The organism is Neobacillus massiliamazoniensis, from assembly GCF_001048695.1.
GTDB classification, from domain to species: Bacteria; Bacillota; Bacilli; order Bacillales; family Cytobacillaceae; genus Neobacillus; species Neobacillus massiliamazoniensis.
In genome coordinates, this window is the sequence record NZ_CVRB01000003.1 from 521,740 (window position 1) to 548,287 (window position 26,548).

At 40.7% G+C, this 26,548-nt stretch carries 26 protein-coding genes and 1 other annotated feature; of the genes, 22 read left to right on the top strand and 4 right to left on the bottom strand.

Annotated features, from left to right (window positions below):
• Window positions 1-383 precede the first annotated feature (383 nt).
• A complete protein-coding gene (locus BN1082_RS15235; protein WP_090635443.1) occupies window positions 384-1,031 on the bottom strand; it encodes a GntR family transcriptional regulator in 648 nt (215 codons plus the stop codon).
• Window positions 1,032-1,305: 274 nt separating this feature from the next.
• Here BN1082_RS15235 and BN1082_RS15240 point away from each other — a divergent pair, with 274 nt between their 5' ends.
• The 13 genes from BN1082_RS15240 to deoC all read left to right on the top strand — a co-directional run bounded on the left by BN1082_RS15240 (window position 1,306) and on the right by deoC (window position 13,454).
• Complete coding sequence (locus tag BN1082_RS15240) at window positions 1,306-2,655, top strand: glycoside-pentoside-hexuronide (GPH):cation symporter (protein WP_090635444.1); 1,350 nt, start codon at window positions 1,306-1,308, stop codon at window positions 2,653-2,655.
• Between the two features lie 357 nt (window positions 2,656-3,012).
• Window positions 3,013-6,150 carry a glycoside hydrolase family 2 TIM barrel-domain containing protein gene (locus tag BN1082_RS15245; RefSeq protein WP_141650872.1) on the top strand — a complete coding sequence of 1,046 codons (3,138 nt, stop codon included), beginning with the start codon at window positions 3,013-3,015 and terminating at the stop codon, window positions 6,148-6,150.
• Window positions 6,151-6,510: 360 nt separating this feature from the next.
• Window positions 6,511-7,485, top strand: coding sequence for a DNA-binding transcriptional repressor DeoR (locus BN1082_RS15250; RefSeq protein ID WP_090635446.1), 975 nt, complete (start codon window positions 6,511-6,513; stop codon window positions 7,483-7,485).
• The gene (pduL, locus tag BN1082_RS15255) at window positions 7,466-8,125 is read left to right on the top strand and encodes a phosphate propanoyltransferase (protein WP_090635447.1); all 660 of its coding nucleotides are present in this window, start codon (window positions 7,466-7,468) and stop codon (window positions 8,123-8,125) included. Before BN1082_RS15250 ends, pduL begins: the two co-directional genes overlap by 20 nt.
• 4 nt (window positions 8,126-8,129) lie before the next feature.
• On the top strand, window positions 8,130-8,837 hold the full coding sequence (locus BN1082_RS15260) for a hypothetical protein (protein ID WP_090635448.1): 708 nt from the start codon (window positions 8,130-8,132) through the stop codon (window positions 8,835-8,837).
• Between the two features lie 131 nt (window positions 8,838-8,968).
• Window positions 8,969-9,268, top strand: a complete 300-nt coding sequence (locus BN1082_RS15265; RefSeq protein ID WP_090635449.1) for a EutN/CcmL family microcompartment protein — start codon at window positions 8,969-8,971, stop codon at window positions 9,266-9,268.
• 2 nt (window positions 9,269-9,270) lie between these two features.
• On the top strand, window positions 9,271-10,692 hold the full coding sequence (locus BN1082_RS15270; RefSeq protein ID WP_090635450.1) for an aldehyde dehydrogenase family protein: 1,422 nt from the start codon (window positions 9,271-9,273) through the stop codon (window positions 10,690-10,692).
• A gap of 125 nt (window positions 10,693-10,817) precedes the next feature.
• Window positions 10,818-11,096 carry a BMC domain-containing protein gene (locus BN1082_RS15275; RefSeq protein ID WP_090636498.1) on the top strand — a complete coding sequence of 93 codons (279 nt, stop codon included), beginning with the start codon at window positions 10,818-10,820 and terminating at the stop codon, window positions 11,094-11,096.
• A 244-nt stretch (window positions 11,097-11,340) separates the two neighbouring features.
• Window positions 11,341-11,796, top strand: coding sequence for a ribose 5-phosphate isomerase B (gene rpiB, locus BN1082_RS15280; RefSeq protein ID WP_090635451.1), 456 nt, complete (start codon window positions 11,341-11,343; stop codon window positions 11,794-11,796).
• A gap of 15 nt (window positions 11,797-11,811) precedes the next feature.
• Entirely contained in the window at window positions 11,812-12,096 is a 285-nt protein-coding gene (locus tag BN1082_RS15285; protein ID WP_090635452.1) for a EutN/CcmL family microcompartment protein, read from the top strand.
• A complete protein-coding gene (locus BN1082_RS15290) occupies window positions 12,097-12,372 on the top strand; it encodes a BMC domain-containing protein (protein ID WP_090635453.1) in 276 nt (91 codons plus the stop codon).
• 26 nt (window positions 12,373-12,398) lie between these two features.
• Complete coding sequence (locus BN1082_RS15295; RefSeq protein ID WP_218055162.1) at window positions 12,399-12,632, top strand: EutN/CcmL family microcompartment protein; 234 nt, start codon at window positions 12,399-12,401, stop codon at window positions 12,630-12,632.
• Between the two features lie 174 nt (window positions 12,633-12,806).
• On the top strand, window positions 12,807-13,454 hold the full coding sequence (gene deoC, locus BN1082_RS15300; RefSeq protein WP_245640476.1) for a deoxyribose-phosphate aldolase: 648 nt from the start codon (window positions 12,807-12,809) through the stop codon (window positions 13,452-13,454).
• A gap of 41 nt (window positions 13,455-13,495) precedes the next feature.
• Here deoC and BN1082_RS15305 read toward each other — a convergent pair whose 3' ends face one another.
• Both BN1082_RS15305 and BN1082_RS15310 read right to left on the bottom strand, forming a co-directional pair.
• The gene (locus tag BN1082_RS15305; protein WP_090635455.1) at window positions 13,496-14,233 is read right to left on the bottom strand and encodes a hypothetical protein; all 738 of its coding nucleotides are present in this window, start codon (window positions 14,231-14,233) and stop codon (window positions 13,496-13,498) included.
• Between the two features lie 226 nt (window positions 14,234-14,459).
• A complete protein-coding gene (locus tag BN1082_RS15310) occupies window positions 14,460-14,861 on the bottom strand; it encodes a hypothetical protein (RefSeq protein WP_090635456.1) in 402 nt (133 codons plus the stop codon).
• Window positions 14,862-15,078: 217 nt separating this feature from the next.
• Window positions 15,079-15,287 (top strand) — a binding site (T-box leader).
• A 53-nt stretch (window positions 15,288-15,340) separates the two neighbouring features.
• Here BN1082_RS15310 and proB point away from each other — a divergent pair.
• The 9 genes from proB (at window position 15,341) to BN1082_RS15355 (ending at window position 25,005) form a co-directional block, all read left to right on the top strand.
• Window positions 15,341-16,468: a glutamate 5-kinase gene (gene proB / locus BN1082_RS15315; RefSeq protein WP_090636503.1), complete on the top strand. Its 1,128-nt coding sequence runs from the start codon at window positions 15,341-15,343 to the stop codon at window positions 16,466-16,468.
• Window positions 16,461-17,702, top strand: a complete 1,242-nt coding sequence (locus tag BN1082_RS15320) for a glutamate-5-semialdehyde dehydrogenase (protein WP_090635457.1) — start codon at window positions 16,461-16,463, stop codon at window positions 17,700-17,702. Before proB ends, BN1082_RS15320 begins: the two co-directional genes overlap by 8 nt.
• A 72-nt stretch (window positions 17,703-17,774) precedes the next feature.
• Window positions 17,775-20,054: an ATP-dependent DNA helicase gene (locus tag BN1082_RS15325; RefSeq protein WP_090635458.1), complete on the top strand. Its 2,280-nt coding sequence runs from the start codon at window positions 17,775-17,777 to the stop codon at window positions 20,052-20,054.
• A gap of 248 nt (window positions 20,055-20,302) precedes the next feature.
• The gene (locus BN1082_RS15330; RefSeq protein WP_090635459.1) at window positions 20,303-20,878 is read left to right on the top strand and encodes a TetR/AcrR family transcriptional regulator; all 576 of its coding nucleotides are present in this window, start codon (window positions 20,303-20,305) and stop codon (window positions 20,876-20,878) included.
• 229 nt (window positions 20,879-21,107) lie between these two features.
• Window positions 21,108-21,443, top strand: coding sequence for a hypothetical protein (locus BN1082_RS15335; protein WP_090635460.1), 336 nt, complete (start codon window positions 21,108-21,110; stop codon window positions 21,441-21,443).
• A gap of 38 nt (window positions 21,444-21,481) precedes the next feature.
• A complete protein-coding gene (locus BN1082_RS15340) occupies window positions 21,482-23,035 on the top strand; it encodes a serine hydrolase domain-containing protein (RefSeq protein WP_090635461.1) in 1,554 nt (517 codons plus the stop codon).
• 482 nt (window positions 23,036-23,517) lie between these two features.
• The gene (locus BN1082_RS15345; RefSeq protein ID WP_090635462.1) at window positions 23,518-23,853 is read left to right on the top strand and encodes an ArsR/SmtB family transcription factor; all 336 of its coding nucleotides are present in this window, start codon (window positions 23,518-23,520) and stop codon (window positions 23,851-23,853) included.
• Window positions 23,854-24,055: 202 nt separating this feature from the next.
• Complete coding sequence (locus BN1082_RS15350) at window positions 24,056-24,454, top strand: DoxX family protein (protein ID WP_090635463.1); 399 nt, start codon at window positions 24,056-24,058, stop codon at window positions 24,452-24,454.
• Between the two features lie 41 nt (window positions 24,455-24,495).
• Window positions 24,496-25,005, top strand: coding sequence for an SRPBCC domain-containing protein (locus BN1082_RS15355; RefSeq protein ID WP_090635464.1), 510 nt, complete (start codon window positions 24,496-24,498; stop codon window positions 25,003-25,005).
• A 680-nt stretch (window positions 25,006-25,685) separates the two neighbouring features.
• Here BN1082_RS15355 and BN1082_RS15360 read toward each other — a convergent pair.
• Window positions 25,686-26,423, bottom strand: coding sequence for a YqcI/YcgG family protein (locus BN1082_RS15360; RefSeq protein WP_090635465.1), 738 nt, complete (start codon window positions 26,421-26,423; stop codon window positions 25,686-25,688).
• Window positions 26,424-26,548: the final 125 nt, after the last annotated feature.

Below are 26,548 nucleotides of genomic sequence, written 5' to 3' on the forward strand. Positions count from 1 at the left end.
ATTCCTAAAGCTATTGTAGAACTGGTTATGTGAAAGATAGGAAGAAGAAACCACTTAAAAAAGCGTTGTATATTCAGAAAGGAAAAAAAGAAAGACGCTGTCCCAAAGGTGTCAAGCACCACTATACGTACAAGTTCATGATAATTTTTCCTCTATGTTGATTGGAGCGGAAGGTGCTCGACTCCTGCGGGAGTACGGGGCAGGGGAGACCCCACAGGCGCAACAGCGCCGAGGAGGCTCCCCGGACCGCCACTAGAGCGGAAATCAACAGACAAGTTTAACAAACCATTAATAAAAAGGTGGTGCCCCTAAAAGTTGTACTTTTGGGACACCCTCTGAGTAATGTGAGGAAAAGTCATAGAAAATCAAGTAAAATTCAAAATTTACATTCTTCCTTCCGTTACCAAACGATTTCGATAGTTGAGAAGAGTCTCTTTTACTATTTGCTTTGCACCTACATAGTCGTTGGATGCCATAGCTTGATAAACAGATCCATTAACGAGGTTAGCAGAATAATGAGGCTGGTGAGGAGTGCGCTTCCAGTTTATAGTAGCAAACATGCTAGTTTTATCATGATACGAATCCATAATTTGCAACATAGCTTGATTATTTAATGAGGAAATAATATAGCGTCCAAACAAATTGGAGTATCTGATGTATTCAGGGTAATTGTCTAGCCGGCTTGCTTCAATCTGTTTATTAAGATACTTTTCTAATTCCGAGATATCTATAGAACAACCGCGTTCATTAAAGGAATCTAACGCATGCATTTGAAAAGAGGACATAACTTCTATCATATCCAACATTTCTTTAACCGAAATTTCTTTCACCAAAATGCCCCGATTCTTTAATGAAACCACAAAACCCTCCGATTCCAAATGAGAAATAGCAGTTCGAATCGGTGTTCGACTCATATTTAGTTCATTTGCAAGTTCGTTTTCCGATAATAATGTTCCAGGCATGAAATCGCCAAGAATAATCTTTTGGCGTATTTTTGTATAGGCAATATCTATTAAAGATTTAGAAGACATTTAACTTTTTTCCTTTCATTTGTCATTTACAAAATAATCTTAAAGTAGGCGAAGAACAACTGCAAGTAAATAATCGTAAGGTTCATGAAATACAAACGAAAAATTTACAGGGAATTTAAAAGTAATTAATATATGATTTACAATTAGTCGGTATCCTACTTGTATACAACTAAAAAAGAAAGGTGTATCCAGACTAAAAGATTTACAAACTAATAAGCGCAGAGAAGTATTGTCCACAAACAAAAATACACAATAAATCAGGAGGAGACATATTATGAAGGTTTCGTCAAAAACAGTTCTATCATACGGGCTGGGGAGTCTTGGGTCGAATTTGATTTGGGGGTTAATGCTTGGTTATTTAATGCTATTTTATACCGATTACTTTGGGATTTCGGCAGCTGCTGTAGGAACATTATTTCTTGTAGCGCGAGTTTGGGATGCGTTAATGGATCCTATTATGGGCGTCATTGTAGATAATACAAAATCCAGATGGGGAAAGTTTAGACCGTATCTTTTAATTGCTCCAGTTATCATGGCTGGTCTTACGGTTCTATGCTTTTTACAGCCTCATATTAGTCCCTCAGCCAAGATTATTTACGCATATGTAACGTATATCATGTGGGGAATGAGCTACTCTGTAGTGGATGTTCCATATTGGTCCATGACAGCTGCTATCACAGACGATCCAAAGGAACGGACAAAAGTGGTTATGTTCCCTAGGGTAATGGCAATTATCGGTGCATTAGTTGTAAGTGTCTTTACCTTACCGCTTGTTAAAGCTTCAAACAGTTGGTTCCTTGTCAGCTTGATCTATGCGGTATTATGTGTCGGCTTCTTCTGGACTACATTTTTCAACGTAAAAGAACAAGTAACAGTAACACGAAATGAAAAGTTTACGTTCAGAGATGCTTTTCGCGTCATCAAATTGAACCAGCCACTTCTGATGTTATTGTTGACAATGTTAATGGAAGATACCATAACAAAATTCAAAGGTGCTTTCGGTATCTACTATTTCAAATATTATTTACATGCAGAAAATCTTTTTCCTCTATTTTCTTTAGTCAGCATAGTGCCAATATTAATAGGAGCCATGTTTATACCGATGATGTCGAAGCGCTTAGGGAAAAAGAAAACGACTATGATCGGACTTGTTGGTTCCGGTGTGTCAGGAATAGCTTTATTCTTTGTAGGTAAAAGTATGATTCCGTTCTTTATTCTATCTATTCTAGGTTCTTTGTTTTTTGGGATAGCTACGATTACGATGAGTGCCATGATTGCCGATTGTGTGGAATACGGCGAATGGAAAATTGGAAAACGGGCAGAAGGAACGGTATTTGCAACTAACACCTTCCGCTCTAAATTCGCAGGGGCGATTGGGGGAGGAATAGGAGCTTATTTGCTTTCTGGTATTGGTTATACCCCTAATCATACTCAATCAGGTACAACGTTAGTTTGGATGCAGCTATTATATACGATTATTCCAGGAATCTTGTTACTATTCTCCGTTGTGCCGCTCATTAAATATCAATTAACAGAAGCGACCTATGGGAAAATTTTAACTGAGATCAAAATGAAACGGGAAAGCAATAAAGCTAAGGTTGAGACTTTAGCTAATGTTCAGTGAAAAAACAATTTTTTCATCAGATTGAAATATTAGGCTTTGTTAAAGGTCATCATTGATTTTTGAAACTATGTTGATTGGAGCGGAAGGCGCGAAACTCCTCGAAAATGTTATCGCATTTCCTTCGTGCGTGGGCGGATTCAAGGATTTAATTCAATGTCCTGCAGGAGTATGGGGCTGGGGAGACCCCACAGGAGCTTAAGCGCCGAGGAGGCTCCCCGGACCGCCCGCGGAAAGCGAAGCGCCTGGAGCGCAAATCAACAGGCAAGTTTAACACAGCCAAATATTAAAAAGTGACCCTAGGAGGAAAAGCAGGTGGAATCTACTAGGAATTCCTTTTTAAATAAAGAGGGGAATGTTATGAAAGAGATAGAATACGGATGGCTCGAAGATTTTCAGAAATACGAGGAGAATAAGGAAAAAGGGCGGTGCCTGTTATTGCCTCATCGCTCAAAAGAGTCCTGCCTGCATGAAGAAGCTAGCCCATACAAACTATCATTGAATGGGGAATGGAGATTCTTATATCATATTAATCCAAACACGCTGCCGCATGGCATAACAGAGGATGAGTTTGACGATTCACTGTGGGACTTAATCACCGTGCCCTCTGTGTGGCAGCTTGAAGGATATGGAAAGCCGGTATATTTAGGCGCTTCGTATCCGTATCCGGTTGATACAACGCCGGAAAAAATCCCGCACATCCGTCAGGATCTAAACGAGGTCGGCATTTATAAAAGAGACTTTACAATCCCTGAAAGTTGGAACGGGCGTCAGGTATTTGTGCATTTTGGTGCAGCAAAATCTGCCATGCAGGTTTTTGTAAATGGAAAGGAAGTTGGAAAATCCAAAGGGTCCATGACACCGGCGGAGTTTTGCCTTACTCCTTATCTACGTCCCGGAAAAAACAGCATTGTGGCAATCGTTTACCGCTTTAGCGACGCAACATATCTGGAAAATCAAGATATGTGGTCATTCAGTGGCATTTACAGGGAAGTATATCTTTTCTCTGAGCCGTCAGTCCGTTTGCGTGACTGCTGGGTGCAAAGTGATTTCAATGAGGATTTTTCTTGCAGCTTCAACAAGCTGTTTTTTGAAGCCCAAAATTTCACAAACGAACCACAGACATTGCATCTATCCGCTATGCTATATAAAGATGGCCAAACATATCCGCTGGGGAAATGCCGTTTAGTGGTTGCGCCGGGTAGTTGTTCGGCGGAGTGTATCGAAAGTGACTTTGCCAGGCCGTTGCTTTGGTCGGCCGAAACACCACATCTGTATCAAATATTGTTGGAAACGCGCACTGAGCAGAGTGCCGCTGAATACAAGGCGTTCACATACGGATTCAGGAAAATTGAGATAAAAGAGAATGTACTGTATGTAAATGGGAAAAACATTAAGCTGAAGGGTGTCAACCGCCATGACTTTGACCCTGACCATGGCTGGGCCGTGCCAAGAGAACGGTATTTGCAGGATGTTCTTTTGCTCAAAAAGAACAACATCAATGCGGTGAGGACAAGCCATTATCCCGATGACCCCTATTTTTATGACCTTTGTGACCGCTATGGAATATATGTAATGGATGAATGCGACCTGGAAACGCATGGTGTGAGAGATTATATTCCTCAAGACAACATGGACCTGGTCGCTCCTTGCAGCGACCGCCTGGAACGTATGATTTACAGGGATAGAAACCATCCTTCTGTTATTATTTGGTCTACAGGTAACGAGTGCGGTGCGGGTGCTGTGATGCAGGAGATGTACAAAATTGCAAAACAGCTTGACCCTACAAGGCTGGTCCATTATGAAAGCGACTATCGGCCATCCTGTTCAGATTTTTCATCACGGATGTATTTTCCGCCCAATGCGCTGGAGAAAATGGCGCTGAACGAGGAGGTAACACCACAGGATGTAGGAGTTGGTGGTCAAAGTATTCCGCAAGAGATATTTCCCTTTATGCAAAAGCGGTTTACGCACCGCGTAGAGGATATTGCAAACAGACCGATCATTCTCTGCGAATATGCGCACTGCCTTGAAAACAGCATGGGCAATTTTCAGGAATATGTGGATGTAATCAACCGTTATGATAATATTTCCGGTGCATTTATATGGGATTTTTGCGACCAATCAATTCGCCAATTTGTAAACGGGCAGGAACGGTTTTTATATGGCGGAGATTTTGACGAAGGGGCCAGCAATACATATTTCTGTGCGAACGGCATCGTTCAATCAACACGGGAGCCCCATCCAGCATTATATCAAGTGAGAAAGTCATATCAGAACATTTTGATGTTTACAACGGATTCGGCCTTTCAGGTGCATGTCCGCAACGAGAACCGTTTTATCTCTCTTTCAGACTATTTGCTGGTGTGGCGAATCGAGTGTGAAGGTGTGAAAATTGCTGAAGGGAATGACCAGAATTTCAATCTGGAACCAATGCAAAGCGGTGTTTGGAGACCGGACTATGATTTTGCGAAGCTGCCCTCTGGAGAATGTTTCTTGACGGTGGAATTTCGTCTAAAAGAGGACTGTGAATGGGCAAGGCAAGGGTATGTAGTTGCCTATGAGCAGCTACTGATACAGAAAGCGGAGACGCAGCTTCTTTCTGTGCAGGAAGGTGAGAAAAACGCGGCGCTGGTATGTGAAGAACAGGGAAGAACGATAAAATTCAGCAATGACGTGGTGTCGATTCGGTTCGACACACGAAATGGCTTTATTAATTCTCTTGCGTTTCATGGGAACGATGTGATTAGCACCCCGGTTGTGCCGTGTTTTTACAGGTCTTTGACAGACAATGACCGTGGAATGGCTAATTTTTTTCCACCTCTAGGGCTGATGGGTGTTCCCGGTATGCAATGGAAGGATATCCATAAGAAATTGAAATTGATAAACTTTTCTTATGAAACGAAAGGGTCCACCGTGACCGTTCGATCTTGTTATACCCACCGGTTGCTGAAATCCTTACAACTTATATACCAGATAGATACAGCCGGGAAGGTGGAACTTGTCATGACGGTTATACCTGCTGAAAGCCCGTTCCGCATAGGCTTTACAACCCAAATTGCCCATTCATTCTCTCAATACGAATGGTACGGAAGAGGGCCTTTTGAAACGTATTGTGACAGGAAAAGCGCAGCCTTGATTTCGCAATATCAATCCAACATCGATGAACTGCAACAACAATACATGCGCCCGCAGGAAAATGGAAACAGGACGGATATCCGGTTCCTAAAAGTCAAAAATGCCGCAGGAGATGGATTTTGTGTGAGAGATAAATCGGGAAACGGCTTCAATTTTAGCGCGCATCCCTACACTTTGGATGACCTTGACAAGGCTGGTCATATCTTTGAATTACCTTCAAGGGAAACGGTGTCGCTTTATCTTGATGGCTATATGTGCGGGGTCGGAGGCGACTCTCCAGGGTTTGCTTTTTTAAAGCATCCTTACTATATTCATGCAGATACAGAATATACCCAAAAAATTGAGATTTCTCCTTTGTAAGCAGGAGGCAGCGTGGTATTCACAAATAAACGTTATATTTTTCAGTAAAGTAAATTATCAACCTTATTTTCCACAAACAGCTGGAAGGCACTCGTAATCTTTGATTGCGGGTGTATTTCGGTTATGTGATTTCTTGGATCGTACAATCATATAAATGAACAAATGTGCAAAATAATGCGAAAAATGTCGGAATTTATAGAGAGATGCATTGACAGGATTTTATGGTAAAATAAAAGGTGTTTACAAATGTTCTTTTGTGATTTACATAATTTCATTTTTTCTTTAAAAATGTAGGCAAGCTTATAGCAAGTGATTGAATTCACTTGCATATAGATTATTAAAGAGTTAGGAGAAGTTACTATGGGAGATGAAAAAATTTCGCGACTTGTTGAAGTGGCAAAAATGTATTATCAGTTAGATTACAGTCAGCAAGAGATTGCGGAAAAATTAGGAGTTTCCCGGCCCACCGTTTCTAGAATGCTAGTTCAGGCAGTGGAAGAGGGAGTTGTCCATATTAAAATTATTAATCCTGCCGAGGATGTTGAGCAGCTGTCAAAGAAAGTAAAAGAAAAATTTCAGCTTAAACATTGCATTGTTGCTCCTCTCCCAGAATATAGAGACGAACTCATTAAAGAGAAGCTAGGGGAAATTGCGGCAGATTACTTATATGAGATTGTGAAAAGCAGCGATATTATTGGAATTACATGGGGGACAACTTTATATCAACTTGCGAGGAAAATTCAACCAAAGAATGTTAAGGATGTTTCGATTGTTCAGCTTAATGGCGGGGTAAGTTACTCAGAATCAAATACGTATTCTTCGGAGATTCTGAATGGGCTTTCATCTGCCTTTAATACTACTCCGTATTTCTTGCCTGTACCGGCCGTGGTGGACCATGTTGTTGTCAAGCAAGCGATTGTAGCAGATCGCCATATAAAAAAATTGTTGGAGCTCGGTAAACAAGCAAATATCGCAATCTTTACTGTCGGTGAGCCAGGAGAGCAATCGACCTTAATGCAAGCAGGCTATTTTTTTGAAACCGATATTGAGATTTTGAAGGCGAAACAAGCGGTTGGGGATATTTGCTCAAGGTTTTTTGACATAAATGGGCAGATAACAAATGAAGCACTAAACGATCGCACCATTGGGATTGAATTGACCGACTTAGTCGGGAAGGAGTATGGAATCCTAGTGGCAGGTGGAAACACAAAAGTAGATGGAATTTATGGAGCACTCCGAGGAAAATATGCAAATGTCCTCATTACCGATCAATATACCGCAAAGGCGTTAGTGGAAATGGGGAGTGATGAACTAAATGGATCGACAAAGAATTAAAGAGATTGTCCAAGAGGTTGTCCAAAAAGTGCTTCAAAAGCCAACGAAAGTACCAATTGCTGTCTCTAATCGACATATTCATTTATCTCCAGAGCATCTTGACCGACTATTCGGTCGCAGTTATATGCTATCTAAGCAGAAGGACTTATCACAGCCCAATCAATTTGCAGCCAAGGAAACGGTTACGCTAATTGGTCCTAAAGGAAAAATTCAAAAGGTTCGAATCCTAGGGCCGGCGCGGGGAAAAACCCAAGTAGAAGTGTCCTTATTCGACGGCTTTACCTTAGGGGTGAAGCCGCCGATTCGGAATTCCGGCGACATCGAAGGATCTGCATCGGTTACGATTCAAGGGCCACGTGGACAAGTCACCATTCCCGAAGGTTTAATCTGTGCGGCACGTCATATTCATATGCAACCAAGCGATGGTGATGCGTTTGGGGTTTCAGATGGAGATTATGTGCAGGTGATGGTTGATGGTCCGCGCGGAGTTATTTTTTCAAATGTTCTCATTAGGGTTTCACAAAATTACAAGCTTGAGATGCATATCGATATTGATGAAGCGAATGCAGCTAATCTGAAAAATGGACAATTAGGTGAAATTGTTGCGATTGAGCGGCAAATAAGCGAGGGTGGAGGCTGATGCTGTGGAGACAAAAGAAAAAATAAGAAATCTTGTCCGACAGGCAGTGGAAGCTTACATAATGGAGCAGCAAAAAGCAAGGCAATCGATTGCTATTCTATTAACCTATCCAACGCTTCATCCAGCCGTTGTTTTGAAAGCAGTTACCCCTATAATTGAAAACAATAATGTGACATTATTTTTAACTAAAGAATGGCAGTCAGAATTTAGCAGGAAGTCCTATTTTGTAATAGATGAAATGTCTAAACAGGAAATAAAGGAAATGGCTGAAAAAACTTCGATTCTTGTTGTTCCTGTTGCATCTTACAGTTTCCTGTCTAAGCTTGCACTAACGATAGATGATGTCTTGCCCGTTTGGCTAGCTATCCAATATCAACTTGAAGGAAAGCCGGTCATCATTGCTAATCATCAAATCGAATTAAATGTTTACCAGCAAATTCATGCACCACACTCCGTTCAAGACCGCATTCAAGCCTACATTCGCCAGCTTCAAGCTGACAAAGTGAAGTGGGTTCCTCTAGAAACACTTGAGAAAACAGTAGAAGAAGTATGGAAGTCTTATAAGGAAAAGAAATCTCTTATTCTTGTAAAGCATGTGGAAACGGTCTTTCGAGACGGATCGAAGGAAATCGTTGTGCCGAAGAATAGTCAGATTACATCTGCTGCCAAGGATTTAGCGAGAGAATTAAAGATTCATATAAGAAAACTGTGAGGTGCCCTATTTTTGGTGTGCCTCGTATCGTTCCCGTAGCCTACTCTTCCGGAGCTGGACATTTCTCGAAGTCGAAATAATATCCTTTCTTATTATTAAAAAAATAGATTCTCTAAAAAGGTGGGTAGCCAATGATGATTTGTAAAGTGGTTGGATCGATCGTTTCCACCACCAAAGCAGAGAAGCTAAAAGGAAAAAAACTTCTCATCGTTCAACCCCTCGACATGAATACAATTGAGGACGACGGCAAACCGCTTGTTGCTATCGATACGGTCGGGTCAGGAGTTGGTGAGGTCGTTTTGCTCGTCAGCGGCAGTTCCGCACGGCAAACAGAAATCACAAACGGTGTACCCGCTGATGCGGCAATTGTCGGCATTGTTGATCAAATTGAAATACAAGGGTCGTTAACCTTTAAAAAAGGAGGTAGCTAATCTTGCAAATAAGTGAACACGATATCAAAAGTATGGTTGAACAAGTTTTGCAGCAATTAGAACAGGAAGCTGCGCCACCTGCTGCACCGAAAAGTGATATCAGCCTAGGGGATGGAGTATTTGCAACAGTAGACGAAGCTGCCGCAGCAGCGAAGCAGGCTTGGGAAAACTTGCACGAACTCCCGATTACTACACGAAGAAAAATGATAGACAGTATGAGAGCAATTAGCCACAAACACGTGAAAGAATTAGCTCAGTTAGCAGTGGAAGAGACGGGCCTTGGCAGGGAAGAAGATAAGATTGCTAAAATTACGCTTGCGATTGATAAGACACCGGGACTCGAAGACCTAGTCAGTACATCTTTTTCAGGTGATAATGGCCTAACAGTGGTAGAGTATGCACCCATTGGGGTTTTTGGTTCCATCACACCATCGACAAACCCTGCCGCGACAGTTATTAACAATTCCATTTCACTTGTAGCTGCAGGTAATACCGTGGTATTCAACCCTCATCCCAGTGCAAAGCGTGTTTCCATTGAAACGCTCAAGCTTCTAAATCAAGCAATTGTCGCTACCGGCGGTCCGGAAAATACTCTTACTTCGGTTGCAAGTCCAACTATTGACACATCTACCGAGGTAATGAAGCATCCTTCCATTAATGCTCTTGTCGTAACAGGTGGTGGCATTGTTGTAAAAGCAGCGATGGCTGTTGGCAAAAAGATCATTGCCGCAGGGCCGGGAAATCCACCTGTCGTCGTAGATGAAACGGCGAACATTCAAAAGGCTGCAGCAGACATCGTCAAAGGAGCAAGCTTTGACAACAACATTTTATGCACTTGTGAAAAGGAAGTTTTCGTGGTAGAAAAAGTCGCCAATTCCCTTAAAAGTGAAATGGTGAAAAACGGGGCTTTCGAGCTTAAACGCTTTCAACTAGAAAAAGTGTTAGAAAAAGTATTGGTAAAAATAGACGGGAAGTTTTACCCGAACAGAGACTTTATTGGTAAGGACGCCTATGTTATTTTACAGGCAGCCGGGATTCAAACTAGCACTGATGTAAGGCTAATTATCGCTGAAACAACAAAGGATCACCCATTGGTCATGACGGAAATGTTAATGCCAATATTAGCAATCGTTAGAGTCCCAGATGTCGACCAAGCTATCGAGAATGCAGTTATCGCTGAAAAAGGGAATCGACACACAGCGATTATGCACTCACAAAATATAACCAACTTAACCAAGATGGCCAAAGAAATCCAAGCTACCATTTTTGTGAAAAATGGTCCATCTGTTGCCGGCTTAGGCTATGAAAGCGAAGGGTTTACCACGCTTACGATTGCTGGACCAACAGGTGAAGGCTTAACAAGCGCAAAAACATTTACGCGCCAGCGCCGCTGTGTGTTAGTAGATGGATTTAGAATTATTTAATGAGGTGATGCTGATTGACAGCAGCTAAAGAAGAAAAAGAAGCCAAAAAGGAAACTGAACGCGCTAAAAAGACAGAAAAATCAGAAAGAGAAGAAAGTGTAGTGGTTCAAAAAGGAGGAAATAAAATGAGTCAAGAAGCGTTAGGGATGATTGAAACAAAAGGCTTAGTAGGTGCCATTGAAGCAGCCGATGCGATGGTGAAGGCGGCAAATGTAACCTTAGTTGGAAGAGAATTAGTTGGTGCAGGCCTTGTTACTGTAATGGTTCGTGGTGATGTTGGTGCCGTTAAAGCTGCTACGGAGGCAGGCGCTGAAGCCGCACAGCGGGTAGGTACCCTCATTTCTGTTCATGTTATTCCTCGTCCCATCACTGAGGTGAATGGAATCCTCCCTAAAGCTGAATAGGATGGTGCTGGCTTAAAGAGGATGTCCCAAAAGGGTCTGAAGCCGAAAATAATATAGGTTTGAAGGCAGTATTAAAGCTGGAACTGTGATTCGCGCATATATGCTTTAGATTCGCGCATATATTTAATTTTTCGCCCATATATCCGTTCAATTCGCGCATAAGATGTTGCTTCGTTCAATGAAACTTAAACGTCCTTTTAAGTCAGCTTCAAATTATCAATGTATTTGCCAAAGGAGAAGATCAATGAAAAAAGTTGCAATTGGCAGTGATCATGGTGGATACGAATTAAAAGAAACGTTAAAAAAATTTTTAACCGAACTTGGTTTTGAATATCTTGATTTTGGCTGTAGTTCAAAGGTAGCTGTTGATTTTCCGGATATCGCCTTTCTCGTTGGAGAATGTGTTGCTTCGAATCAGGACTATGTCGGCATCATGATTGATGGAGTTGGTGTCGGTAGTGGTATGGTTCTTAACAAAATTCCCGGGGTCCGCGCTGCAGTATGCTGGGATTTGTCTTCTGTCAAGAACAGTCGTGAGCATAATAATGCCAATGTTTTGTCAATTGGCGGTCAAATTATTGGCGAAGGACTTGCAAAGCAATTAGTGAAGACTTGGCTAGAAACGGAATTTGCTGGCGGCCGTCATGATCGCCGTGTTACTAAAATCATGGAAATTGAAAGCCGGTTCATCCGGCGCTAAAGGCTGGGTTTACACATGTTTGTAGCTAAAGTAATTGGAAATATAGTTTGTACACATAAAGATGAAAATTTAAAAGGGTTAAAGCTGTTAATTGTTCAGCCTGTAGATGATCAACTACAGGATAAAGGAAAACCGCTTGTATCGATTGATACAATTGGACAGTCTGGTGAAGGGGACCTTGTTTACCTTGCAAAAAGCAAGGAATCATCGATCCCGCTTAACAAAGAGTTGGTCCCATCTGACGCAGGTATCTTAGGAATTATTGAATATTACAATGTAAATCGAATGGAGGAAAAATAAATGAGCAACGCATTAGGAATGATTGAAACAAAAGGATTAGTTGGAGCAATTGAAGCAGCCGATGCGATGATGAAGGCAGCCAACGTAGCGCTAGTTGGAAAAGTAAATGTTGGCGGAGGTTTAGTATGTGTCATGGTACGCGGGGATGTCGGTGCGGTAAAAGCAGCGACGGAAGCAGGTGCTGAAGCGGCACAGCGTGTTGGTGATTTCTTATCTGTTCACGTTATTCCAAGACCGCACTCAGATATTGAGAAAATCCTCCCACAAGCAAAATGAAACTAGGAAAAGTCGTTGGGAATATTGTGTCAACAATTAAAACGCCCAGCCATCAAAATAAGAAGCTCATGGTTGTCATCCCAGTTGATGCTTCAAGGAAAGAAATCGGTGAGCCAATGATTGCGTTTGATCGGTTTCATGCAGGGATTGGCGATTATGTACTTATCATAGAAGAAGGCGGTTCGGCGAGGGACATTTTAGGCGACGAAAAGGGTGCCTTCGATGCCGTTATTGCCGGAATCATTGACCAGCTACCATAATGTGAGGTGAGAACGATGGAAATGGAAGCGTTAGTGGAACAGATAACCAATAAAATCTTAGAACAATTAACGAATAAACAAGAACTGAAAGAAATGAAGCCTACTATTTCTAGCAAGGTCACCCATAAAGAAGATACTTATTCGTCTATTATTACCGGTCCTTCCGTTGCAAGAATGATTGATCACACTCTTTTAAAACCCGAAAGTATAAAGGAGCAAATTATTAAGCTTTGTGAAGAAGCAAAAGAATATAAATTCGCCACAGTCTGTGTCAATCCCTATTGGGTAGCTACAGCTGCGAAAGAATTGCATGGTTCGGGGGTCGGAATAACAACTGTTGTCGGATTTCCATTAGGGGCAACGAGTACGTTTGTAAAAATTGCAGAAACACGTGATGCCATAGCCAACGGAGCGACCGAGATAGACATGGTCATCAACATTGGGGCGATAAAATCAGGTGAGTTCGAAACGGTTAAAAAGGATATTGAGGGTGTTGTATTAGCGACAAATGGCCATGCCCCCGTAAAAGTCATTATTGAGACTGGTCTGTTAGAAAATGAAGAAAAGAAAAAGGCTAGTATTCTAGCGAAAATGGCCGGTGCTAACTTCGTGAAAACTTCCACAGGTTTTGGCCCTGGCTGTGCAACTCCTGAAGATATTAAACTAATACGTGCAGCAGTTGGTCCGGAAATGGGCGTAAAAGCATCGGGATGTGTTAGAGATTTGGATACTGCTAGGAAAATGATTCAAGCCGGTGCCAATAGAATTGGTGCAAGCGCAAGTATTGCCATAGTAACAGGTAGTCAAGGTACGGGTTATTAATCCCGTACCTATGTTTTGGGAATCCTCTTTTTATCAATTTATTAATAACGATATCTCCGAATTGGTCGATAATCGCTACTATCATCATCATTCGCTGAACTACTTAGTATGTTCTCACTTTCATCTACATCAATAAAGGTTTGGTTACGGTTTCTTTCAATCGCTGTTGCCGTTTCTACATCTTCATTACTGCTCAATACTTCCAATAGCTTAATATCTTTTTGGTCTATTTCATCTTCATTTTCAGCATTGCCTTCATCTTCATCTTTTTGTACGATTTCAATTTGATCCTCTGCCACATTGACATCGTCTGTGGTAATTCCATCCATATCTACAAGAACATTTGCATTTTCAATGTTTATTTCCACCATTCCATCCCAACTGTCTAAACCATTAGGTTCTGTTTTCTCTTCTTCCAGCGCTTTTGGAATTTTCTCAAGTGCACTGGCTCTGAGATTTGCGATTCCTAGGACTTCATCTAGTAATTTTGAAAATACTTTGAAATCGACATCGTTTGTACCGCTATTTTTAATGATTGCTAAAAAGTCAGGTATGAAAATTTGAAATTCCCTTGCAAATTGCTGCGGATCCATGTCTTTAAAGGTTGTTCCGTCCAAATGGATACAATCGAAGATTAATTTCGTTAAGACACGATTAGTTGTTTGTATTGCATTAGAATCAATATCTGAATCATTTTTTAGATAAAAATTCACATCACGAAGGGTACGATAATAGCATCTAAAGGTTCTATTCGTTTTTAAAAAATTTAATTCTTCCACAAAAAGCCCTCCCTAACTAATAAAAATTTCCATTTGTATTAAGGATATGCAGAGGGCCTATTTATGGGAATTGTTTTTTATAACCTCTAAATTATTCACACAGCATTAAAAAAGGAAATGACCGATCTATTTTTAAGCATATTAAATTAACCAAAAATAGCCGGCGAAAAATACCAGCTTTTTTTGGTTAATTTAATATTATAATAGCATTTAAGTAAAACACGGATTACATTGGAGAAGTGCCGACAAACTGACCATTAATAAAAACAAACATTGTTGAAGTGCCATCTGTATATTTGAATGGGACACCAATTAATACAACACCGTTTTTATTATTTTTGATTACTTGAACAGCACCTGCTCCTTGCCATATGTATCCTTTTGCCATTGCATCGTGTTTTACGGTTTTAAAAGCATCCGTTTTGATTAAATCGGAAACCATCTTATTTCTTTCTGAACCTAAAATCGGTGACACATCGCAACCACAATCTCCATTAGAACTAGCTCCTAATGTTGTTGCTGTAGAAACTGGCTTTGTTAATTCAGCTGCTTTTACTGGGGTTTCCGCAGCAACAAAAAAACCAAAGCTTAATAGGCCTCCCATTAATAGGGGTAAAAATTTCTTCATCTCTTTTCCTCCTTTATTATAAGTCATTTATTATTTCTACCTTTATCGACAAATTCCTCCATAATATATGAAAATTTTTCAAATTTTTTTGTGACAAAAAAATGAACATAGACAATTAGATTCTTTTTAGTTAAATTTTACCGTTTTAAAAATACTAAATATTCGATAAACTAGCTTGACAGCTAGCCGTTTTCCATGGATAATAGCTAATAATTATAAAAAGTAAACGGTTGGGACTAGTAAATCTAGGGACCGTGCAAGAGAGTGAAACCCGCTGGCTGAAAGGTTTCTCACGGAAAATGGATTGAACCTGCCCACAATAACTGCTTATGAAAACATAAGACGTCCTCCCGCGTTAAGGGGTTGAGTGGGTGCTTTTAGCATCAATAAAGGTGGTACCGCGGAAACGACTTTTCCGTCCTTTACGAAGGACAGAAAAGTCGTTTTTTATTTTATTTAAAAAGAAAGGTTCGAACAAGATGAAAAAACAACTGGTAGTCGTAAAAATTGGTAGTAGTTCATTAACGACAGAAGCAGGGACTATTTCTGATGAAAAAATAGTTGATCATATTGAGGCGATTGCCTTTCTAAAGAATCTGGGGCATGATGTCATTCTCGTTTCATCTGGTGCCGTTGCGGCAGGCTTTGGCGCACTCGGGTATCCTGTTCGGCCAAAGACGACAGCAGGGAAACAAGCTGCAGCAGCAGTAGGGCAAGGTTTGTTGATGCAAAATTATATTTTAAAATTTATGGAGTTTAATATTGTTCCTGCACAAATCCTATTAACACGAGAAGATTTTTTCAGCAAGGAACGGTTTCATAATCTCTATTCCACCTTAACAGAGCTGCTACACCGAGGTGTAATACCGATCATTAATGAAAATGATTCTGTTTCAATTGAGGAGTTAACTTTTGGGGACAATGATCTTCTTTCAGCACTCGTAAGCGGGTTTTTACATGCAAACGCCTTAATTATTTTAACGGATGTGAACGGACTTTATGATGGAAACCCGAAGGAATCAATGGAAGCTAAAAAATATCACTTTATCCCAGAAATAACCGAAGATCTTCTCGCTGTAGCAGGAAATAGTGGTTCTTCGGTTGGCACAGGCGGAATGAAATCAAAGTTGCTTGCCGCCCAAAAAGCTTTGTCACTCGGTGTCAGTGTATTTGTTGGAACAGGGCTTGGTAAGGAAAAGCTCGCCGACATTTTAGCGGGGAAAGGGGATGGAACTTATATCGGTGGACCATTTCATTCCCAAATGCAAATGCGAAAACAATGGATTGCCATTCACTCACAGGTAAAAGGGATTGTTGAAATTGATGAGGGGGCCGAAAAAGCGATTGTCCAAAAGGGGAAGAGTCTTCTTTCGGTTGGCGTAACTAGCGTTATTGGTGAATTTAATGCATTGGATGTTGTCGAGGTCCGGAATCCAAAAGGGCAAATCATCGGAAGAGGGCAAAGTTATTTTTCCTCATCCGACTTGCAAAAAGTAAAAGGGCTGCCAAGTGAACAGTCCAAACCATTTTCCATTAATCAAAAAGCAGAAGTAATTCACCGCGATAATTGGGTTACTTTAACAAAGGAGTGGATTTTAGATGAGTGAACTGCTTAAAAAAGCTCAAAAATTAAAATCAGCTGCGAAAAAATTAGGCATGCTGTCGACAGTCGATAAAAATGAAGCCTTGGCCATGATGGCTGATCGAATCATGTCTGAAAAAGAATGGATATTAAGTGAGAATGCAAAGGATATTCGATTTGGAAAAGAAAAAGGATTATCCGTTTCACTTTTAGACCGATTGCTTTTAACCGAAGGAAGAATCGAGGAAATTGTAGATGGATTACGTCAATTAATCAGCCTTGATGATCCGATTGGCGAAACGATTGAATCATGGGAACGTCCGAATGGTTTACGTATCGAAACTGTCCGAGTTCCACTCGGGGTTGTTGGGATGGTATATGAGGCTCGGCCAAACGTGACTGTTGATGCTGCTAGCCTTTGTTTAAAAGCAGGCAATGCTGTCCTATTAAGAGGCAGTTCATCTGCGCTTCATTCTAATATTGCCCTCGTAAAAGTGATGCGGAAGGCACTTGCCGCTTCGAAGATTCCCGAGGATGCCGTCCAACTTTTGGAGGATACAAGCCGCGAAACTGCGCTTGAAATGTTCAGGTTAAATCAGTACCTTGATGTTTTGATTCCTCGTGGAGGCGCCGGTTTAATTCAATCTGTGATTCAAAATGCGACAGTTCCAGTCTTAGAAACAGGAGTAGGAAATTGCCATGTGTTTATTGACGAAACGGCAAACAAGGAAATGGCTATACAAATTGTATTAAATGCGAAACTGCACCGTCCTTCTGTGTGTAATGCTGCCGAAACCGTACTTATTCACGAAAAATGGCCATATATCTCTGATCTTTTGCATTCATTACAAGAACATGAGATAGAACTGCGTGGTGACGAAGAATTAGCTGCCGCTTATTCGTTTGTCAAGCATGCCACTGAAGAAGATTGGTACACGGAATATTTAGCTCCCATTTTAGCAGTGAAGATAGTCCGCGATGTAAACGATGCGATTGACCATATTGACCGTTATGGAACAAAGCATTCTGAAGCAATCATAAGTTCAAACGACCAAAATGTTCACTTGTTTTTCCAGGCAGTCGATGCTGCGGTGTTATATCATAATGCATCGACACGATTTACAGATGGGGAACAATTTGGCTTCGGAGCGGAGATTGGTATCAGCACTCAAAAGCTCCATGCTCGGGGACCAATGGGACTGAAGGCCATTACGACGACAAAGGCAATTGTGAGAGGGATTGGGCAAATCCGAAATTAAACTCCTTTTTTATAAGGAGTTTTTTTGATATAGTTAAACTATACAAACGTACATTCGTAGGCTGGTGATTCGATGACTAATACTATCCAAATATCCGTTCGAACGTTAGTCGAATATGTTTATAGCAGCGGCAGCATCGAAGCCGGATTCCGCACGCAATCGACCCTTTTAGACGGAACAAGAGCCCATCAAAAAATTCAAAAGACATATAAAGAAGGAGACCAGAAAGAAGTTTATGTCAAAATAGAAATTCCTTTCGAAGGTCTTCATTTTATCATAGATGGCAGATGCGACGGGCTTTTATTCCATGACGGCAAAGTGACAATAGATGAAATTAAGTCCTCCAAACAGCCGCTCGATAGGCTGGAGGGAGACGGCTACCCTGTCCACTGGGCGCAGGCGAAGATGTATGCTTATAGCTACGCTAAGGAGCACAACCTGCCGGAAATCTCTGTCCAACTCACCTATGTTCATGTGGAATCAGAAGCAAAGAAATATTTTAAAAAGAACTTTCTTTTAACGGAACTTGAGTCATTTGTGTACGATATCATTAAAAACTATACTCCTTATGCTAAGCTTCAGTACGAGCATCACAGCAGACGAAATGAGAGTGCAAAACAGCTGGCCTTTCCGTTTGAAAAATATCGTGCAGGACAGCGTAACCTGGCTGGGGCGGTTTATAAAACGATTTTAGAGAAAAAAAATCTGTTTGCTCAGGCGCCGACCGGTATCGGCAAAACTATTTCCACACTTTTTCCATCCGTCAAAGCCATTGGCGAAGGTCATCTCAACCGCCTTTTTTATTTGACTGCGAAAACGACGACCCGTGCAACTGCTGAAGAAGCATTTAGGCGGATGGAGTCATCTGGATTATGCATGAAAGCTGTCACCATCACTGCAAAAGAAAAGATTTGTTTTAAAGATGAAACGATTTGCCAGAAGGAGTATTGTGAATTTGCCAACGGATATTATGATCGGATTAATGATGCCATTATCGATATACTGACAAATGAAAATAATATCACGCGTGAAGTAATGGAGACTTACGCGAGAAAGCATACCGTCTGCCCGTTTGAATTTTCTCTTGACCTTGCTTACTCTGTCGATGCCATCATTTGTGACTATAATTATATTTTTGATCCGCGAGTTTCATTAAAGCGGCTATATGAAGCGGAAAAAAAATCTACAGCTATACTAATCGATGAGGCCCATAATCTTGTCGACCGTGGGCGGGAAATGTTCTCAGCCTCACTAAGTAAAAAGATTTTTCTTCAATTAAAAAAAGAATACAAGGGAATCAATCAGGCTATTTTTGAAGCTGCAGGGAAAATTAATGCTTGGTTCCTTTCTATTAAAAGAGATAATCCTGAAAAAAATGAGTTTATCATCGAACAATTAAATGAAGCATTTTTGGACCAGTTCCATGGATTTGTGGATGCTGCTGAAGAAGTCCTCATACATGGAAATGATCCTACTCTTTTAGAAGCCTACTTCATGGCTCAGCAATTTTTAAAAATAACAGAATTGCTCGATGAACAATATGTTATTTATGCTGAAAAAAATCGTATTGATTATGTTGTAAAAATATTTTGCCTCGATCCCTCTGGCCTACTGAAGAAAATGGGGAAGGGGTTTCGTTCCAAAATATTCTTTTCCGCTACTCTTTCCCCGCTTTCTTATTATCAGGATATTCTAGGTGGGGAAGAGGAGGACTATACAGTTTCAATTCCCTCTCCATTTTCGGAAGAACAGGTTCAAATTTTTATTAAACCTTTGTCAACACGGTACCGTGACAGGGAGCGAACAAAAGATGGTATTGTGACGATGGTCCGGTCATTAATCCATAACCGTCCTGGCAACTATTTAATCTTTTTCCCGTCATATCAATATTTGCTAGCTGCTTACGAGCAATTCAAACTCGTAGATGAAGGAACAACATCTACTCTCATTCAAGCAGCAGGAATGACAGAAGGTGAACGCGAAGACTTTTTGGCAGCATTTAACTCGGACCAAAAAGAAACTCTATTAGGGTTTGCCGTTCTTGGCGGTGTTTTTTCCGAGGGGATTGATTTAATCGGTGACCGGTTGAATGGTGTTTTCGTAGTGGGGATTGGTTTGCCTCAGCTTTGTTTTGAACGTAATCTAATCAAAGATTATTTTAATAAAAAAGAAAAGAATGGCTATGACTATGCCTATGTGTACCCCGGAATGAACAAGGTTTTGCAGGCTGGAGGAAGGTTAATTCGCTCGGAAGAGGATCATGGAACAATTGTCCTTGTCGACGATCGCTTTTTGCAAAAGAAGTATCAAACGCTTTTACCGCGGGAATGGCGGGGATTTTCTATAATTTAGAATTTCTTCGAAGCCATTTTTGTACTGACCCGAAAACTTCAAAAAACAAGCTGCCGGACAGGCAGCTCCTTTTATTTTTCCTTCATCAATTTGTTCAAAATAGTGTATGTGTCCATTATGTAAGTGGAATAGGTACCTCCCTAGATGGAGATGGAAGTAAATGTTTATTTGTGTGTTTGACTGTGCGGTAAGCTGTGAGATATAATGTGAATGAATTAAAAAATATTCATTCTTAAGGTTGAGGGCTAATGGATATAAAATCAGACATTTTTAAATACGGAAAAACTATATTCAGTACAAAGGGATTCAAGAAAACGAATATTAAAGAAATAGCCCAATCAGCTGGCATAGGTGTTGGAACTTTCTATAACTATTATACATCTAAAGAGCAGCTGTTTTTGGAAATCTATATCCAAGAAAATGAGAACTTCAAGAAACGGCTCATTGAATCGATTGATTTGGATCAGGAGCCGGTGAAAGTAATGAATCAATTGATCATGAAGAATATCGAGGCTATTGAAACAAATCCCATTTTGAAAGAATGGTATAGTCAGGATTTCTATAAGGAACTTGAACAATACTATAGAAATGAAGGCAGCAAAAATATTGATTCCTTTCGTGATTTTTACATGGATTTATTTAAAAACTGGAAGGCTCAGGGAAAAATCAGAGAAGATATCGACGATGATCTTTTGCCCGTTTTCTTTGATTCGTTGGTCTACATCGATACTCATAAGGATGAAATTGGCGTTCAACATTTCCCCAAAATCATTCAATATTTAGCGGAATTTATTATGCAAGGACTAACAAATCATCATAAATGATTAAAGTTGGTCTTTTTTTAACTCCAAATGAATGAATTTATTATTATTCATTCACATATTGTTCTACATGGAGGTTTAGAATTCATGAACGGTCACAAACTTTCATTCATTATCGTTTACGTGCTTTTTTTGCAGTTCTGAACGAAATGGTGCTTCAGTCTCTACCCCGAGTATTGCCCAACAGTATGATCTTCTCCCATCTCTAGTCAGTTGGATGGTCACCGTTTTTATGATCGCTTCGTTGACCCTTCTCTATGCCGGACTTGCCTTTGCTCAAACTTCCCTAAGGGAAACGATTACCCGAACGCTCCCGGCTTCACAAGTCGGTATAGGATTGGGCTTCTTCGGTCTAAGTGTCGGTGAGGCAAGCGCCATCGGAACAGGTGCGATATCGAGGTTACTCAGTACCCATTTATCGACAGATTTCGTTGTCAGTCATTTCTTGAATGAGATGGATCCATACAAGTTTATTTTTATACTCGCAACGATACTCGTCGGGCTAACCGCCATATTATATACACTATCATTTAGACATAAAGACCCGGCGCAAGCTTTGGATAAATAATTCGAAATAATGAAAATACAATATTGGGATGGGATGGAATGAAAATGAAAATGAGAATTATAGCAATCATCTTGTGTGGTCTGTTCATCTTCCCCCTATTCGGTTCAGCGCGAAGTGATGGAAAAATGCAAGTAGGGCGATCTAAAACTTCAGTCTTCTCTGAAGTGGATGCGTATATTGCTTGCGAAATGGAACGGCAACACCTTCCGGGGCTGGCTCTTGGGATTGTAAAGGGAGATCGCATTCTTTACCTTAAGGGATATGGTCAAGCCGATTCATCGGGTCGTCCTGTAACGCCTGAAACACCTTTCGGATTAGGTTCGATCGGCAAGGGAATTACTGCTATGGCCGTTCTGCAACTTGCCGAATTAGGAAAAATCGACTTAGATGCGCCTATACAGCGCTATATCCCCACCAAGTATAGCGGTGCAGAGTTCATTACTGTACGTCAGTTACTTAACCAAACAAGCGGGTTCTCACAAATCTCAACTTTTAGCAACACGCTGTCAAGTATCAACGATCAAGATCAAGCTGCTCTGGAGAAAAATGCCATGTCTTATGCGGAAAGGTTTTTAAAGCAAACCAATAAAACCGAACATCCCTATATGTATTCGAACGCAAATTATGTACTGCTCGGCTATATTGTGCAACAAGTATCCGGCCAGTCCTATGGCGACTATGTGAAGGAACATATTTTCAGCCCTCTGTCTATGCATAACAGCTTCGTTACGCTCGATGAGGCAGCTAAAAACGGACTGGCTACGCCCTACCGTCGAATAATTGGATACAACATTGCCTACGAAGGCCCCTATGTTTATATTCCAGGGGATGCGCCGGCGGGCTACCTCTATACCAGTGCGAAGGACATGAGCCATTACTTGATTGCCCAAATGAACGGGGGCCGATTTGAAGATTATTCCGTGCTCTCTTCGGAAGGCATTCGACTTATGCAGACCGAACCTGTTCCGGGAACGTACGCCATGGGTTGGATGACAGATCACATTAACGGTTTACCGGTGATCGGTCAGCCGGGTGGCTCGATAGGCTTCCAAGCCCAAACTTATATTGTTCCGGAACAACAACTGGGAGTTATCGTGTTCGCTAATGTACTTGACGCGATCGATGCCGCTTGGCCCAAAACACACGTCATTACGACTACCCACATCGCCTCCGGGGTCATAAACTTACTGAATGAACAACCGATTGGAGGATCTGGTCCAAGCATCTCGCAGAAATACTTGCTTGTAAATGGATTAATAATCATGCTAAGCGCATGGTTATTATACACGACCGCTCAAACTGCAAAGCGCTGCCTTGGGCCGTGGAGTCCTGATAATTCTGGCCATACTAAAATATCTATCAAAGTTATATTAAGAATTGTTCTGAATTTTGCAGGTCTGTTTATTGTCCTGGTGTTGAGTATGACTCAAGTTGTGCCGGTATGGCATATTGCAACAATCTATCAGCCGGACGTAATTCTTTGGCTGAAGATGATGACTGTACTTATGGCACTGAAGGGAAGCATGGATATTATTCGGTTGGTTCGGTCGATTAGGCATGAAAAAACATCAAAGTTTAAACATTGGGAATAAATAGGAAAACAGAGAGGGATTCCACTTTATAATAGGAGTCCCGCCACATCGCCATCAAGATAAGGATAAAGTAGGGCAATTCCAGAAAGATTGGCTTCGTAAATGAAAGGCGTGTTAGACAAATAGAAAGGTTATACGGACATTACGTTGATCATATTGTTTATGCAATGTTAACTGATGATTGGGGTCGAAAATAACTGCTACTTGTTCAACTAGCGAGAATCTTTAGCTGATCGAGCAACATTAAAAAGCCGATTTCCTTAGTGTGGATAATATCACAGGAAATCGGCTTTTTGATGTGAAAAATCGTTTAGAGTACAAAATTCGTAGTTCTTTGATACTTTTTGCACATCGAGTAATAATATAGGAAAAAAAGTAAGCCTATGACCCGTTTTTACACGTATCTCGGCTGAACCCCAAATTAGAGAAAAAATTTTTAATATTCCTTGACGGGAATATTCCCAATCAGGTATATTTAATTCGTGAAAACAATTTTGAATGCTCTTGCAGAACCCAATCGACTACACATAGTCGAACTTTTGCGTGACGGCCCTCTCACTGTAGGGGAAATTGCCGATCGCCTTGAGCTCAACCAGCCACAAGCTTCCAAACATCTTCGTGTACTTAGTAATGCAGGACTCGTCGAGGTACTTGCAATCGCCAATCGACGGATCTACAAGCTAAGGCCTGAGCCGTTCAAAGAGCTTGATTTCTGGCTGGAGTCCTACCGCCACATCTGGATCGAAAGATTCGACCGCTTAGACGATTACCTACAGGAACTGAAAAGGAAAGAAGGGAATCGTGACGACAAGCAGTAATCCTGTCAAAGTGTATTAAAAAAATGAAATTGGAGGAATGAAATCATGGCAAAAGGCTAAAAAACGAATAACACATTTAGGAGTATGGAGCCATTGATGATGTAAAATCAACTCTTGATCGTCTTGAGGAACAGTTGAACAAGAATTGAGGAAACAACATAAGAAAAAAAAATCTGAAAATAAGGAAGGGAATGGGTGATTAATGAAGAATATAAAAGTCGTGTATTGGATTTTTACAGGGCTGTTGGCAGCATTAATGGTTTTTGGTTCGATTCCAGATATATTGTATGTTCCCGATGCCGTTGCTTTATTTACTCATCTAGGCTACCCAGCCTACCTCTTACCATTTCTTGGAGTTGCTAAATTATTAGGTGTTATGGCGATTCTTATCCCTGGTTTTCCTAGAATAAAGGAATGGGCATATGCAGGTTTTGTATTTGATCTGGCTGGTGCAATGTATTCAACGATATCAGTGGGCGACCCTGCCAGTGTATGGCTGTCATATATTATCGGATTCATTTTGATAGCTGGCTCGTATATTTTCCATCACAAAAAAATAATTTCTGTTTCACTGAGTAGTAAGAATAGCTTAACTGTTTAACAAAAATGAAAACAGCCAAAACATTATTAGGAGGAATGGCAATGTCGAACAAAATGATTTCCAAGGTAGAGGGTCAGGAACTAACTCTGGAGCGTGTTTTTGATGCGCCGTGCGAATTGGTATTTAAAGCGTTCTCCGAGGCTGAGCATCTGAAGAACTGGTGGGGTCCTCGCGGCTGGACGCTTACGGTTTGCAACGTGGATTTTCGCCCGGGTGGCATCTGGCATTACTGCATGAAGTGCATCGATAAGAACCTAGGGGATTTTTACGGATACGAGTCTTGGGGCAAAGCGGTATATCAGGAAATCGTAGAGAACGAGAAGATCGTCTACGTCGACTACTTCTCTGATGCCGAAGGCAATGAAGCGGAGGGGATGCCATCGAGTAAGACTACGATGACTTTTGTAGAGCACGAAGGTAAGACGAAACTCATTAGCCGGACTCAATACGATTCTGCCGAAGCGCTCAAAACCGTATTGGATATGGGGATGGAGCAAGGAATTACTGAAACTTGGGATCGTCTCGCTGAGCATCTGCAATCCCTTCAATAACCTCTACATTATGAGTCCGTTCGGCATAGAATATATAAGGAGCTTTGTTCAAAAGCGAAGTAGATGTGTTGCACTATTATGAAAATAAATTTCTGTAAGTAATTATTTTGCAGGAATGGAGAAAAATAAATAACAAATCAAAAATACACAACTCATTAATAAATTTAAGCCGATTCCAATTAGGAAACGGCTTTTTTAATTCAGAAAAAAATGGTATCGTTAGATTCTTTAAGACCATTAAACCTTACTTACCGTTGTTAAAAACGGGGGAATTGTCTTAAAAAATGAGCTTAGCGTTGTAAATCCGCATTTTCCTGACGCTACCCCTAGTTTCCCGAAAGATTGAATATTGCCTGATTTCGGGGATGTAGAAGGCCTCTAGTTTCCCAAAAAATTGATTTTTCTCGAAATCGGTCAAGTAAATTTTAGAAAATCAACACCATTTATTAACAAATCCAAAAAAAATAAAGAAACATGCTGCAGCATGTTTTAAATTATAGGATAAGAAAGTATAAAATTTGACTTCGAGAATTATCTAGCTTCAGGCGCCCAGCGCCTAGTGTACTTCGCTCTTCTCCCTACGATAAGTCAACATCGGATCGCTCCGCTCTCCGTGTTTCCTTTATATCAGTCGAAGCGCTCCAGTCCATACGGCGCTAAACGGGCGCCTTTCGCTTTTCTTATTCCTCACGGTTGTCTTTTAGATATTTATGAAATGGACACTTTGAAAGAGTCGTATCATCATCATGAAGAAAATATTGTTTCCATTCAAAATTATCGTTTTGACCATAGGAATTTAGATCCGGGTGAATGGAAATGGTATCATATTCTACCAAACGCTCTCGGATTTTTGATTTTATTTTTAATGATTGTGATGTAGATGAATAAAAATTTTCTAATACCGACCTTGGTGTGACTGCAATGAGAAAATAGGGGAAGTAACGGCTCAATCTATTTTCATGGGATGGAGTCGCACAATACACAAACAATTGCTCTCCATGGAAACAAAATTCCCACAATGGATCATGCGGATTTGTTGGAATATGGCTTGGCCACTTCACAACATCCATTTCACAAACCTGATTCAATTGAGTCCAAAAAATCTGTTCATATTGTTCTAAACTATATTGTTCTTGAGTAGGTTCATAAAAAATGATGAGAGAAGTATAGGCACCTATTTTTCGATAACTTTCTGCATATTCCTTCAGTATTTCGGCAAGTTCCACGACTGAGGATTTGCTGTCCAGTTTGGATATAAACGCGTATCTAAAGCGATTAAGCTGATGTCCTATGGTGGCAGGTATACAAGGAAAAGGTCTGTATTGATTTGTCATTTTCTCTTCAAATTTATCAAGCGCATCCTTTTTCCATGATTCAAGGGGAATTTGGCGGATAGATTCATTTGAATATAGGCTCATTTTTCCATGCACTCCTCTCAGCTATAAGATATGAATCGTTTAAGAATGGGTGAATGTCCCAATAAAAGTGGTTGACTTAGATTACACTCAATGATGCTTCCTTAATAATAAAATTGGAATAATTA